Genomic DNA, 13,752 nt, shown 5'->3' on the forward strand with positions numbered 1-13,752 from the left:
AGCAATTTTTGATATGTTACTGCGCATTTTACATCAATTAATTATTAAGATTCATACTCGGATAAAGCAACTATGTTTAGATAACAGCAAAAAAAGGATTTGCATCAAAGCAAATCCTTTTGTTTTACGTTGAGAAAGTTAAATAGTAACCCATATACAAATACAACCACTTCCAGCCTTAACAGACAGGACTTCCTAGTGTTGATGACTTCACAGGATAAGAAAAGCCTCTGAGAAACACATCTCACGTAGAAAAATGCTTTCCTTTGTCAAGGACGTGACTGTTTAGCTTGTAAGGGCGCTTGCGTTTTGTTTATCTCTTAAGTAGAAGGGCGGTTTGGACCATTTAATTTCTTGTCCCCTTGTTTTAGTGATTTACCGTTTAATTCTTCTTTACTTTTATTTTTTTGCTTATCCTTCATTGTAAAACCTCCTTTCCGATTAGTTTGTCTTATTTACGTGAATTAATGAGTTTTAACACTAGTTTTGTACTATCTCTTCTTCTTTTGTCGAACAGGAAGGAGATGAAGTTCCGTTATCGAACATATTACTTAACAAGTAAAAATATAGGGGTGGAAATAGATGGCGTTAGCGAAAGAAAATAAACAAGTTCACGGAGTTGCTAAAAAAGATTTTGAAGGTTCCTTATTGTATTTAAGCGATCAAGTCAGGATCATTGAGCAAAAGTTAGCATTAAAGATAGATCATGAAATTGCTATTGATTTTAAAAAACAACAGCAATCCGCTTACTTAACTCGTAGCTTATTTATGGAAGTTAATGACAATATGAAGGGAATAAAAATACCCTCTTTCACATTTCCGAGCAAAAAACTTTCTTAGTCAAATTAAATTTGTGCCTTATTCAGTATAACGTGATAAAGTTATATATGAACAAATGAAAAGGCGGTTTTAGGAAATGTCTAACATTAAACTTACAGAGCAATTAAAGCAACATTTAAATACATTGAAAGATGTTTATGAAAAAAATCAACCACCGGAAAGTAGAAAAGATAAAGATTTTTTTAATATGGTCAAAGAAAGAACTACACCTATTTACGAATTACTGGGTCAATGGGAAGAAGAATCTTTAGCTATTATTAAAGATAAAAAAATCAACGTACATCCTCATCAAATTACTTCGACTAGAGAAAATATGGAGCTTTTATTAATGCATAGTTACTATGTTGACGTGAAGCGTAAGCGATACATGGAATTACACAATTCTGTTCTTTATATATTTGATCAATTGTTACGTGAATTATCATAGTTGTAATACAGGATAATTGTAATCGCTTTACAATTATCCTGTATTTGTATATAATTACATTCCACTGAAAATAGGAAAGGGGAAGTGGAATTGTCTTATACAACACTAATAGATGAAGCAAAGAAAATAAGAGAAAAGGCATATGTTCCATACTCGAAATTCCCAGTAGGAGCCGCTTTACTCACTAAATCTGGAAAATTATATACAGGTTGTAATATCGAGAATGCAGCATATCCTGTTACTTGCTGTGCGGAACGTGTTGCAATTTTCAAAGCGATTGCAGATGGTGAGAAAGATTTTGAAGAGATGGCTGTAGTTGCCAATACAGAAAGACCTGTACCGCCATGTGGTTCTTGTAGACAAGTGATGAGTGAATTTTTTAATAGTGACATGATGATACATTTAACAAACCTTCATGATGATGTAAAATCAGTAAAGATGAAGGATTTATTACCATTCTCATTTCAGCCAAAAGATTTACAGTAAAAATACATAAACTAGCATGTAATCGGTTAAAATGATGATCCTTAAAGTGATTTTCACTATGGTTAAATAAGAAGCTGTTTTCCAGCTTCTTATTTTTTTGATATAATAAATAATAGGCTATGTACATATAGTATAATAACATTGTTAATAGGAAACTTGACATCTGGAAAAAATAATTATATTTAAAATATGAGGTGAAGAATATCATGAGTCCAAGTCGTGTTCAGCTAACAGGGAAAGATATTTTAGAAAAAGATTTTAAAACAGCTATGAGAGGTTATAATCAAGAAGAAGTAGATGAATTTTTAGATGCCGTTATTCAGGATTATGAGGCTTTCCAACAGGAAATAGAAAGACTTAAGAAAGAGAATGACCAGCTAAAAAAACACTCTACGGAACAAACAAGAACGAGATCAGGGAATACAAATCATCAAGTAAATTATGATATATTAAAACGTCTATCGAATTTAGAGAAGGCTGTATTTGGAAATAAATTTGCTAATGCTGAGTCTTAAACTTACTTAATTTACCAGTGAAAATTCCATCTGAATATGCTATACTAAATTCTAGATAATAATTGAATACTCATGTAATCGCTGTTTGTTTATTCAAGCAGAGGAAAGTCCATGCTCACACAAACTGAGATGTTTGTAGTGTTCGTGCTTGACGAATTCATAAGTCAAGGTAACCAATTTTGGTTAACGGCAGGGGAAATTCCTAAGTCCATTGGATATGGAACACGATCCTTGAAAGTGCCACAGTGACGTAGCTAAATTGGAAACATTTTAGGTGGAACGAGGTAAACCCCACGAGTGAGCAACCCAAATTATGGTAGGGGCATCCTTTAGTAGGGAATTCAACCGAACAAGGGACAAGGTAATACTTGTAGATAGATGATTACAACCTGCGTACGAGGTTGACCGCCGTTTGGAGTACAATGGTACAGAACATGGCTTATCGAGTATTCAATGGTCTAAACCGTAAAAAACCTTTTCATTAGCTATTAAGTTAATGAAAAGGTTTTTTTTATTTCTGTATGGTAAACTAATAAAAGCATAATTATTTATAGAAGGGATAATTTTTATGGCACAAAATATCACTTTAATAGCAACAGCTGCAATGGGATTAGAATCTATAGTAGCAGATGAGGTAAGAAACCTAGGGTATGACGTAAAAGTGGACAATGGTAAAGTAATTTTCGAGGCACCAATTTCAGCAATTCCACGTTGTAATTTATGGTTAAGGACGGCAGATCGAGTAAAAATATTAGTTGGTGAGTTTAAAGCAACTAGTTTTGATGAACTTTTTGAAGGAACAAAAGCTCTTCCATGGGAAAACTTTATTCAAGAAGATGGAAAGTTCCCGGTATCTGGGAAATCGGTGAAGTCTAAATTATATAGTGTTCCCGACTGTCAGGCTATTGTAAAGAAAGCAATTGTAGAACGATTAAAATTAAAATATGGAATAGTTTCTGATATGCCAGAAACAGGACCAACATATAAAGCAGAAGTAGCAATTTTGAAAGATAATGTTCAATTAACATTGGATACATCTGGGGCAGGATTACATAAGCGGGGTTATCGAGTTGGACAAGGAGAAGCACCACTAAAAGAAACTTTAGCTGCCGCACTACTTCTGCTAACTAATTGGAGACCTGAATACACTTTAGTAGACCCTTTTTGTGGATCAGGAACGATTCCAATTGAAGCAGCGTTAATTGGACAAAACATAGCACCTGGTTTTAATCGAGAGTTTAGCTCCGAAGAATGGGGCTTTATCAAACAAAAATATTGGGACAATGCTTTTCAAGAGGCAGAAGACTATGCAAAATATGATCAGCCAATAGAAATCATTGGATCAGATATTGATCATAAAATGATAACAATCGCCAGTGATAATAGCAAAGAGGCTGGTTTAGGTGACTTGATTACTTGGAAACAAATGCAAGTGAGAGATTTAACTTTAAGGAATAATAATGGTTATATCATTAGTAATCCACCATATGGTCAACGAATAGGGGATAGAGAAGAAGTTATCCAAATGTACCGTGATTTAGGTAGTATAATGAAAAATCATCCTTCATGGAGCGTATATATATTAACCGCCTTGGAAGATTTTGAAAAACAATTCGGACAAAAAGCTACCAAAAAAAGAAAGCTATTTAATGGCTTTATTAAAACCGATTATTATCAATTTTTTGGGAAGAAGGAAGAGGAGATTTAATAATGGGGAAACAGTTAACAGTTGAACAACAATTTAAAAATGTATTAAAAGAACAAAATGCTTATCGAGAAGCAATATCGTTAGCACAATGGGACATGCGGACAAAAATCCCTAGAAAAGGGGTAGAGCAACGTTCTGAAGTAGTTGGATTTTTAGCTGAGAAATTACACTTATTAGAGACATCTGATCATGTGAAGGAATTAATGGATGAGTTGAAAAGCACAACATCTGATGAGGTATTAAGTAAAACAGTGGAAGTAAGTTTGGAGACATATGAAAAAAATCGTAAAATTCCTAATGAAGAGTTTAAAGAATATGTCATGCTACAATCAAAATCTGAATCAATCTGGCAGGAAGCAAGAGAAAAGGCAGATTTCTCTTTATTTCAGCCGTACTTAGAAAAACTTGTTGATTTTAACAAAAAATTTGCCAACTACTGGGGATATGAAGCAAATATATATGATGCATTGTTACATAATTTTGAACCAGGTGTAACAACAAAAACATTGGATAAGGTATTTCCTAAATTACGTAACTCTTTAACAGATTTGGTAGATCGGGTTAATCAAAGCGATGTAAAGCCAGACCCATCTATTTTAAAAACTCATTTCCCTAAACAAGAACAAGAAGCATTTAGTATTGAAATATTAAATAGTATGGGGTATGACTTTAATGCTGGAAGATTGGATGATACAATCCATCCTTTTGCTATTTCTTTAAACCAAAATGATGTACGAATTACAACAAGATATGATGAAGAAGATTTCCGTATGGCAGTTTTCGGCACTATTCATGAAGGTGGTCATGCCTTGTATGAACAAAACATTAGTGACAAATTATCGAATACACCATTAGCTACTGGTACGTCAATGGGAATCCATGAATCGCAATCATTATTCTGGGAGAATTTCGTTGGACGAAATGAAGCTTTTTGGGCATCTCATTATGAGTTATTTAAAAAATATGCACCAAAGCATTTTGAAAATGTTCCATTAGATTCGTTTTATCAAGCAGTAAATGAAGTAAAGCCATCCTTTATTCGTATTGAGGCTGATGAATTAACCTATCCATTGCATATCATGATACGTTATGAACTAGAAAAAGCATTAATGAACAGTGAGATAGAAGTGAAGGATTTACCACACTTATGGAATGAGAAAATGGTTGATTATTTAGGAATTGAGCCGAAGTCTGATCGTGAAGGAGTACTACAAGATATACATTGGGCAGGTGGAGATTTCGGCTACTTTCCATCCTATGCCTTAGGATATATGTATGCAGCTCAAATAAATAACGTAATGATGAAGGAATTAAATATGAATGATATTATTTCTTCTGGTAATTTTATTCCAATAAAAGAATGGCTGACAAAGCATATTCATCAATATGGTAAGATGAAAAAGCCGTTAGAAATTATTGAAAGCGTAACGAAAGAGCAGTTAAATCCAGATCACTTAGTAAAGTATTTAACGGATAAATACACAAGAGTTTACAATCTATAATTAAAGAGTCAGGGACAAAAATATTTTAGTCAAAGAAAAATCCGAACTATGATTCAATTAGAATTCGAATTAGTTTGGATTTTTCTTTTGGGTTGTTTTCGAACTTTATTGCTAATTATATATAGACTGCGAAGCATAGTGCTCACCGCGCCGGAAATACACTTCAATTCCTGCGGGTTTACGATAAGCCTCCTCGCTCGCAAAACAAGTGCGCCTGCATCTTCTAGTAATACTTCGCACTAGGATTCCACGACGCAAGGTAAAAAAAGTTAACTCAAGTAGTTCCCTCGCTCCTGTGGGGTCTTATCGTCTTCGCTTGGAGTGGGGGTTAACGGAGCTGACATGGCGTATGTTATTTCGTAAAATAATCTCATTTGAAAATGTAATCGGACATCAAGTACGTTATTTGCTCTAATTCGTACCAGAATACCTGTCATTTCGGTTAATAACGGAACAGATGTCCATTAAACCCTTTATTACCCAATATTGTCACAAATAAGGGAAGAATTGTCCGTTTCCATACTTCTCCTATCCATGTAATTTCTTTGCCCTCTACGCGTTCCCTGCGGAAAACACGTTGCAGGTACTTCGCATTTTACATCAACTAAGAATGAATGTCTTACTGTTGAAAAAGTAAATTCCTAAACTTTATAATCGATCGTATTTAGAGTCAAAGGTTTAAGTTATGTCCCATTCTCTTCATGTTTAATTGCCAATTGGCCAGTCAAATGGTACAGACCCTGGTGGTGAATTTTGAATAATATCTACAAATGGTATGGTATATGCAAACAATATTAATGCGATTGTTATCGCAATCCATAGCTTCCAATTCTCAAAGAATAGAGGGGTTGGTTGTGCGTCTTCCTCTTCTTCCGCAATAGGAAATTCTTGAACCCCTTTTGGAGCAAAAAATGTTAATTTAATAAATATATACACCATTAAAATAATACCAATGAAAAGGATTGTTCCACCAATAGCTTGAGCCATTTGATAACCTATCCATTCTGTAACTTGCTCACCACCTCCATATTCTGAATAAGAGGATCGACGAGGTGCACCAAGAAGCCCTTGTATATGCATAGCACCTGACATGATAGTCATTCCTACTGTCCAAAAAATCGTCTGAATGATCCCTAATCTATTTATCTTCGGGGTTAATGTCCTGCCAGTAAGATGTGGAATTAGCCAATATGAAATACCGAAAAATGTTAACATAACCGTTGTTGCTACTGTTAAATGAAAGTGTCCGGTAACCCATATGGTATTATGAACGACTGCATTCATTTGATGGGAAGCATTAATTAGACCGCCAGCTCCACCTGGAATAAATGCAAGCATACCTATAAAAGGAGCTAGAAAACGAACATCCTTCCAAGGTAAATGTTTGAACCAACCAAACAATCCACCGAAGCCTTTTCTCCGTCCGGTAATTTCAAATGTAGCAAACATAGAGAATGCTGTCATTAAACTCGGAATTACTACCATGAATGTTAGTGCAACTTGAATAAATTTCCAAGTTGCATCAATTCCTGGCTCAACTAATTGATGATGAAATCCAACCGGTATGGAGAAAAACAAAAATAAGATAAAAGACATTCTTGCTAGAGAATCACTAAAAATTTTTCCGCCGATTATTTTCGGGATAATCGCATACCATGCCATGTACGCAGGTAATAACCAGAAATATACTAACGGATGTCCAAAATACCAAAATAATGTTCTACTTACTAGTACATTAATTGTTTCAGCAAAACCTAATGACCAAGGAATAAATTGAATAAGTACCGTTGCTGCAACACCTAGTGAAGCGATAAACCATAGTAATGTATTAATTGTAACCATAAATGCTAATAAAGGTGATTTTTCTTTTGGGTGTGATTTCTTCCACACATATAGCTGACACCAGTTTACAAAGCCGGCAATCCAACTCCCTACTACAACAAGAGCCAATCCGATGTAAAAAGCGGGATGAGCCTTTAATGGAGCATAGAATGTATATAACACACTTGCTTTTCCTAGTAATATCGTAGTTGCTGTCATAATTGTACCGATTACCATGATTCCAAACGCTAACCATGCAACTTTCCGTTGCTTATCAGAAATCCCTACTGTTTTACCCAATAAAGAGAAATGGAAACCTATAATAAAGTAGGTTGTTAAAACAAGTCCAAGAATGACACCGTGTACAGTCAACACTTGGTAATAATCTATTCCCCACGGTAGTGTAAGTTTTCCAGACCTTACAAATACCTGTAGAAGACCCATCAATCCACCAATGAATAGTGAAATAAATGCTACATACATAAACGACATATATAATTTTGATTCAGATTTTGTAATAGGTAAATTTTCAACTTGATTTGAATTGGAGTTAACAAGCTTTCGTAATGCCATTATTCATACACCTCCACTGTGGCATACATCATGTGATGACCCATGCCACAATATTCATTACATACGATAGTAAATGTTCCGGCTTTTTTCATAACAGTTTCAAGACTACTAATATAACCAGGCTCTGCCATCATGTTTACATTTGTACCTGCTACATTAAATCCATGTACTACATCTGAAGTTGTAACTTGAAATAATACGGTAGCACCTTTAGGTATACGAATATTTTTTACTGGTGATCCGTTATCATCTGTTCCTAAATTATAATTAAATGCAGAAGCGACAATGTTTACAATGTATTTATCATCGTCAACTTTTGTTAAACCTAAATTATCTGGTTGAAATGCTTCATGTGCTTCAATATTGTTAGGATCAATCGTAACTCCGTGACTTTGCGGATGAGTACCTTTCCAAAAGGCTCCATAACCAAGAATAAGTAGAAAGGCTATTAAGGAACCGATACCAAATATAAGCCATATTTTTTCAAATTTGTGTATATGCATGTATTTCACTCCTCACTTCATACAGTTTATCTAGATAAAAATAATGTGAATGCTCCAACCCAAGTAAGAATTAAAAAAGCTCCTAATAACATGACCGATATAAAAGTACCTTTTAGACTAGGGTTCTCTTTTTTCCGGGTTGCTTCTTGCTGTTTGTTTTCTTGAAGCCTACCACTCATGGTTTTTCAACTCCTTTTAAAATAGATTCTGTATCTGCTTTCATCATACACAATTTGCAAACCAAAATTATTCTAATTTCATACGTTTCACAATTTGTTCAATTCCCTTTATACGACTGATTTTCTGGGTTTTTCTAACCTTTTTGTTAATTAAGTTTGTGAATACTACGTGAATAAAATCGTAATATTTAAGAAATTATCGGGCAAAATAAAACGTAAAAATGAATTAGGGTGAGGAAATGGCTTATATTTGTTCGGTTGGCTTAGGGATTCCTAAATATAATGTAATGCAGAATAAAATAAAAGGATTAGTTGAAAATATATTTACATATTCCAAAAGAGAAGTGGAGCGTTTGCTGCCAGTTTTTGATCATGCTGAAATTAAACAAAGGCAGTTTGTCGTAGATGAAGAATGGTTTATGAATGATCACAGTTTTGAAGAAAAGAATAGTCTTTATGCAACTCTAGCAGTTTCTTATGCCTTAGAAGCAATCGATCATTGTTTAATGAATAGGGAATTTTTAAGGCGGGATGTTCCTTATGAAGCAATCGATATGATTATTTACGTTTCTAGTACTGGTATCGCTACTCCATCGATAGATGTGCACATCATGAATGAACGTCCTTTTCGCTCGAATATTTCACGGATGCCATTATGGGGATTGGGCTGTGCAGGAGGAGCAATCGGATTATCACGTGCATACGATTGGATTGTTGCACATCCAGATAAAACAGTATTAGTTGTATGTTGTGAATTATGTAGCTTAACCTTCCAGAAACATGATATGAAAAAGAGTAACTTAGTGGGGACAGCGTTGTTCGGAGATGGAATAAGTGCTGTCTTATTAGCTGGGGAAGAATCACCATATCTTTCATCTCATTATAGAAATCTTCCAAAGATATTGGAAACCAGTTCATATACGAACAGAAACAGTACATCCATTATGGGGTGGAAAATAACAGATCATGGATTTGAAGTCGTTTTTTCTAAAAGTATTCCAGCTCAAGTAAAAACGATCTGGAAAAACCATGTGGAACAATTTTTAGAAGAAAATAATGTATCGCCTAACCAAATTAACTCCTTTATTGCTCATCCAGGGGGAAAAAAAGTATTAGATGCTATGGAACATGCATTGAAGATTCCCCAAAGTAAGTTAACATATTCACATAAAGTGTTAGCAAATCACGGTAATATGTCATCACCAACAGTGATTTACGTACTTCTTGAATGGATGAAGCAGAACATAAATGCGAAAGAAAAAAGCGTTATATCAGCTCTAGGACCGGGATTTAGTTCCGAATTATTATTGTTAGAATGGAATGGATAAACATGACTACTTGGATGTGGATTCTAATTATATGCATTATTTGTCAACGTATCGTTGAATTATTCATTGCGAAAAGTAATGAAAAATGGATGAAAGCAAGAGGAGGGGTTGAAAGAGGAGAAGAACACTACAAATGGTTTATATATTTACATGGTTTATTTTTTATCACTACGGTAGTTGAAGTCATGATTAATGGAAGACCGAGCCATCAACTCAACTATTTTCTATTTTTCATCTTTATCGTAGCTCAATTTGGGAGAATATGGTGCATCTATTCGCTCGGCAGATTTTGGAATACAAAAATAATAGTTCTTCCAAGAGTTGCGTTAATTCGGAAGGGACCGTATAAGTATGTAAAACACCCGAATTATATCATCGTTGCCATTGAGCTATTTACGATACCCATGTTACTAGGTGCTTATTTCTCTGCTATTATATTCCCAATACTTCACATCTTATTGCTGAAAATTAGGGTTCCAAGTGAAGAAAAGGCATTAACAAAAGCTACTTTATCAAAGCCTTAATTAGACAACAAAAAAAGCGGTAATCTGCTATGGATTACCGCTATTTATATTGCATCGTTATTTATCCCACATGTAGGGACAATAGGACCTCCACTGAATGAAGTTTCGCTTTAATTTTTCGTAACATTAGCTGCTTGTGGACCACGTTCACCTTCAACGATTTCAAAGGATACTTCTTGACCTTCTTCTAATGTTTTAAATCCTTCTCCTTGGATAGCAGAATAATGTACAAATACATCATTTCCTTCTTCCAATTGGATGAAGCCATAACCTTTTTCTGCGTTGAACCATTTTACTACTCCGTTTTCCATGTAAATTATTCCTCCTAAAAACTTTCACGTAAAACGTGTTAATACAAATCAGATAAAAAGAAATAAAAAAAGGCAACCTCTGATAGAAGGTTGGATCAATTTTCATCCACTTCTATAGAAGCTACCGCTTTTTCATGACCCAAATCTTCTTTGCTTGTGTTTAATATAGCTTATTTTATTGTGTCAGTCAAGATATATAAACGAAATTGCCTGAATTATCACATCAAGCTAAGTCTAAATAAATTAAGCCACTTTCTAATGAAAGCGCTTATTAAAAGTGTGCCAATAATATGTTCAAATTATGCATTATACGTTAAACTAATTATATCGAAATAGAAAAAGGAGGATTAACATTGCTGACAGATATCGAAATAGCGCAACAAGCGAAGTTAAAACCAATAAGGGAGATTGCAGAAGGTCTTGGTCTATCAGAAAACGATTGGGAACCCTATGGTCATACAAAGGCAAAACTTTCTGATCAATTAGTTGAGAAATTAGCTCATAAGCCAAATGGGAAGATTATTTTAGTAACATCAATTAATCCTACCCCAGCTGGAGAAGGAAAATCAACAGTCACTGTTGGTCTTGGACAAGCGTTGAATAATATAGGAAAGAAAGCGGTTATCGCTCTACGGGAACCGTCTTTAGGGCCAGTGATGGGGATTAAAGGAGGAGCGGCTGGTGGTGGTTATTCGCAAGTTCTCCCTATGGAAGACATCAATTTGCATTTCACTGGGGATTTGCATGCGATAACAAGTGCAAATAATGCGCTGGCAGCAATGATTGATAACCATATACACCGTGGTAATGAATTGAATATTGACCCTAGAAGAATTGAATGGAAGCGAGTAATGGACATGAACGATCGTGCGCTAAGGCAGATTGTTGTTGGTCTAGGTGGGCCGTTACGTGGTGTACCACGTGAGGATGGATTTAATATAACAGTGGCATCAGAAATCATGGCCATCCTTTGTTTAGCAAAAGATCTTAAAGATTTAAAAGCAAGAATATCAAATATTGTAATTGGCTATACATATGACGAAAAACCAGTTACAGTGAAGGATTTAAAAGTTGAAGGTGCTCTCGTTTTATTACTAAAAGATGCGATGAAGCCGAATCTTGTTCAGACGATGGAAAATACACCAGCCATTATTCATGGTGGACCGTTTGCTAATATCGCACATGGATGTAACAGTTTAATGGCAACTAAAACAGCAGCTAAATTAGGGGATTATGTTGTCACAGAGTCTGGATTTGGTGCTGATTTAGGAGCTGAAAAATTCCTTGACATTAAAACTCGTGCAGGTGATTTTGAACCAGATGCTGTCGTAATCGTAGCGACGGTAAGAGCGTTAAAAATGCACGGAGGAGTACCGAAAGATAATTTAACGAATGAGAATATCGATGCCCTTAAAAATGGGATGAAAAATTTAGAAAAGCATGTGGAAACGATTGAGTCATTTGGACTTCCATTTGTTATTGCAATTAATAAATTTCCTACCGATACGGAAGCTGAAACCGAAACGATTAAATCCTGGTGTGAATCACGTAATATTAACGTCGCACTTACGGAAGTATGGGCAAATGGTGGAGAAGGTGGGATAGAATTAGCTGAAAAAGTAATTCAGCAAACCGAATCCAAGGAGAGAAATTTTAACCGGATGTATGATTTACACGATTCGATCGATGTTAAAATACGAAAAATAGCTCAAAAAGTGTATGGTGCTGACGATATAGATATTTCTGCAAAAGCAAGAAAGCAAATATCATTCTATGAACAACAAGGCTGGGACCAATTCCCAATATGTATGGCGAAAACACAATATTCCTTATCTGATGACCCTTCTTTATTAGGAAGACCAAATGGATTTACCATTAGTATTAGGGAAATACGTCCTTCAGTAGGAGCTGGTTTTCTAGTTGTCTTGACTGGTGATGTTATGACAATGCCAGGCTTACCGAAAAAACCAGCAGCATTAAATATGGACGTTACAGAAGACGGAAAGGCAGTCGGATTATTTTAATGGACTCAAACGACCAATTGCAAAAAATCGAGCGCTATGTTTATCAACTTTTTTCGGATGATTCCACAGGACATGATTATTTTCATATGAAGAGAGTAGCTCGAATGACAAGGGAAATTTCTTTAAGTGAAGCGGCAGATGAATTCATTTGTGAAGCAGCAGCCTGGTTACATGATGTAGGCGATAAAAAGTTATTCGCAAATACAAATAAGGCAATAGATGAAATGAATCAATTTCTAAAGTCCATCCAATTAACGGAAATACAAATTGAAAAAATACATCAAGCAATCCAAGATGTCTCGTTTAGTAAAGGAAATATACCGAAAACATTGGAAGGAAAAATAGTGCAAGACGCCGATCGATTGGATGCTATCGGGGCTATTGGGATCGCAAGAACTTTTGCTTATGGAGGGGCTAATAAACAATTAATATATCATGATGAAATGAAAGACCATACTTCCATTCAACACTTTCATGATAAGCTACTGAAATTAAAAGGACTCATGCACACTCCAACAGCGATACGAATGGCAAAAGAAAGGCATGTTTTCCTCGAGAATTATTTACAACAATTTTTGAACGAATGGTAAAAAAGAAGCAGTATATGGTTATCCACCATTTACTGCTTTTCTTTATTCATGTACAGGTTCTTTACGTGCTCGTCCACTGCGTATTAACCAATTATGCTGAAATATTTCTGTGACCGCCAATAATGCTGCAGTTAATACTGCACCCCAAAACGTTACTTCAGCGTTAAAAAATAGCATTGCACCAAAGTATACGATTACAGCTGAGGCAATAAAATCCATAAACGTACTAAGCCAGTTTGTATCCTCCCGGAGCATTAAAACTTCCATAAAATATCCGATAAAGGCTAATACTACACCCAATACAATTGGCTGGTACCAGTATTCAAAATATACGTTTGGAAAGATCCATGATGCAACAATGACACCAATCGGACAGACCAGTAACTTAACAATTAACCCTGCCATATTCATCCCACCTTTA

16 protein-coding genes and 1 other RNA gene are annotated in these 13,752 nt (G+C 35.1%); 11 read left to right on the forward strand and 6 right to left on the reverse strand.

Going from position 1 to position 13,752, the window contains the following annotated elements; translation table 11 throughout:
* Positions 1-320 precede the first annotated feature (320 nt).
* Positions 321-422, reverse strand: a complete 102-nt coding sequence (locus ACFSTA_RS13415; protein ID WP_377557242.1) for a spore protein — start codon at positions 420-422, stop codon at positions 321-323.
* Between the two features lie 160 nt (positions 423-582).
* On the opposite strand from ACFSTA_RS13415, the gene ACFSTA_RS13420 reads away from it, so the two are divergent.
* From ACFSTA_RS13420 to ACFSTA_RS13450, 7 genes are all read left to right on the forward strand, one after another.
* The gene (locus ACFSTA_RS13420; protein WP_377557243.1) at positions 583-840 is read left to right on the forward strand and encodes a hypothetical protein; all 258 of its coding nucleotides are present in this window, start codon (positions 583-585) and stop codon (positions 838-840) included.
* A gap of 76 nt (positions 841-916) precedes the next feature.
* Positions 917-1,267, forward strand: coding sequence for a DUF1798 family protein (locus ACFSTA_RS13425; protein WP_377557244.1), 351 nt, complete (start codon positions 917-919; stop codon positions 1,265-1,267).
* A gap of 90 nt (positions 1,268-1,357) precedes the next feature.
* Positions 1,358-1,753 (forward strand): cytidine deaminase, encoded by a 396-nt coding sequence (locus ACFSTA_RS13430; RefSeq protein ID WP_377557245.1) that lies wholly within the window; start codon positions 1,358-1,360, stop codon positions 1,751-1,753.
* 206 nt (positions 1,754-1,959) lie between these two features.
* Positions 1,960-2,268 carry a cell division regulator GpsB gene (gene gpsB, locus ACFSTA_RS13435; RefSeq protein ID WP_377557246.1) on the forward strand — a complete coding sequence of 103 codons (309 nt, stop codon included), beginning with the start codon at positions 1,960-1,962 and terminating at the stop codon, positions 2,266-2,268.
* Positions 2,269-2,334: 66 nt separating this feature from the next.
* Positions 2,335-2,715: RNase P RNA component class B (gene rnpB / locus ACFSTA_RS13440), an RNA gene on the forward strand.
* Between the two features lie 121 nt (positions 2,716-2,836).
* Positions 2,837-3,976: a THUMP domain-containing class I SAM-dependent RNA methyltransferase gene (locus ACFSTA_RS13445; RefSeq protein WP_377557247.1), complete on the forward strand. Its 1,140-nt coding sequence runs from the start codon at positions 2,837-2,839 to the stop codon at positions 3,974-3,976.
* Positions 3,977-3,978: 2 nt separating this feature from the next.
* Positions 3,979-5,478, forward strand: coding sequence for a carboxypeptidase M32 (locus ACFSTA_RS13450; protein ID WP_377557248.1), 1,500 nt, complete (start codon positions 3,979-3,981; stop codon positions 5,476-5,478).
* Positions 5,479-6,183: 705 nt separating this feature from the next.
* On the opposite strand, the gene ACFSTA_RS13455 is transcribed toward ACFSTA_RS13450, so the two are convergent.
* Genes ACFSTA_RS13455 through ACFSTA_RS13465 form a run of 3 tightly spaced genes read right to left on the reverse strand, consistent with a single transcriptional unit; the run spans position 6,184 to position 8,554 of the window.
* Positions 6,184-7,872 carry a b(o/a)3-type cytochrome-c oxidase subunit 1 gene (locus ACFSTA_RS13455; RefSeq protein ID WP_377557249.1) on the reverse strand — a complete coding sequence of 563 codons (1,689 nt, stop codon included), beginning with the start codon at positions 7,870-7,872 and terminating at the stop codon, positions 6,184-6,186.
* Positions 7,872-8,375, reverse strand: a complete 504-nt coding sequence (locus tag ACFSTA_RS13460; RefSeq protein ID WP_377557250.1) for a cytochrome c oxidase subunit II — start codon at positions 8,373-8,375, stop codon at positions 7,872-7,874. Before ACFSTA_RS13460 ends, ACFSTA_RS13455 begins: the two co-directional genes overlap by 1 nt.
* A gap of 26 nt (positions 8,376-8,401) precedes the next feature.
* Positions 8,402-8,554: a cytochrome c oxidase subunit 2A gene (locus ACFSTA_RS13465; RefSeq protein ID WP_377557251.1), complete on the reverse strand. Its 153-nt coding sequence runs from the start codon at positions 8,552-8,554 to the stop codon at positions 8,402-8,404.
* A gap of 239 nt (positions 8,555-8,793) precedes the next feature.
* On the opposite strand from ACFSTA_RS13465, the gene ACFSTA_RS13470 reads away from it, so the two are divergent.
* Together ACFSTA_RS13470 and ACFSTA_RS13475 are read left to right on the forward strand one after the other, a co-directional pair.
* A complete protein-coding gene (locus tag ACFSTA_RS13470; protein ID WP_377557252.1) occupies positions 8,794-9,882 on the forward strand; it encodes a type III polyketide synthase in 1,089 nt (362 codons plus the stop codon).
* A gap of 2 nt (positions 9,883-9,884) precedes the next feature.
* A complete protein-coding gene (locus ACFSTA_RS13475; RefSeq protein ID WP_377557253.1) occupies positions 9,885-10,406 on the forward strand; it encodes an isoprenylcysteine carboxyl methyltransferase family protein in 522 nt (173 codons plus the stop codon).
* A gap of 110 nt (positions 10,407-10,516) precedes the next feature.
* On the opposite strand, the gene ACFSTA_RS13480 is transcribed toward ACFSTA_RS13475, so the two are convergent.
* Entirely contained in the window at positions 10,517-10,717 is a 201-nt protein-coding gene (locus tag ACFSTA_RS13480; protein WP_377557254.1) for a cold-shock protein, read from the reverse strand.
* A gap of 353 nt (positions 10,718-11,070) precedes the next feature.
* Here ACFSTA_RS13480 and ACFSTA_RS13485 point away from each other — a divergent pair, with 353 nt between their 5' ends.
* A complete protein-coding gene (locus ACFSTA_RS13485) occupies positions 11,071-12,741 on the forward strand; it encodes a formate--tetrahydrofolate ligase (protein ID WP_377557255.1) in 1,671 nt (556 codons plus the stop codon).
* Positions 12,741-13,331: an HD domain-containing protein gene (locus tag ACFSTA_RS13490; RefSeq protein ID WP_377557256.1), complete on the forward strand. Its 591-nt coding sequence runs from the start codon at positions 12,741-12,743 to the stop codon at positions 13,329-13,331. Before ACFSTA_RS13485 ends, ACFSTA_RS13490 begins: the two co-directional genes overlap by 1 nt.
* Before the next feature lie 42 nt (positions 13,332-13,373).
* On the opposite strand, the gene ACFSTA_RS13495 is transcribed toward ACFSTA_RS13490, so the two are convergent.
* Entirely contained in the window at positions 13,374-13,736 is a 363-nt protein-coding gene (locus tag ACFSTA_RS13495) for a DUF2512 family protein (protein WP_377557257.1), read from the reverse strand.
* Positions 13,737-13,752: the final 16 nt, after the last annotated feature.

The sequence above is a fragment of the Ornithinibacillus salinisoli genome, assembly GCF_042684965.1.
GTDB lineage: Bacteria > Bacillota > Bacilli > Bacillales > Amphibacillaceae > Ornithinibacillus > Ornithinibacillus salinisoli.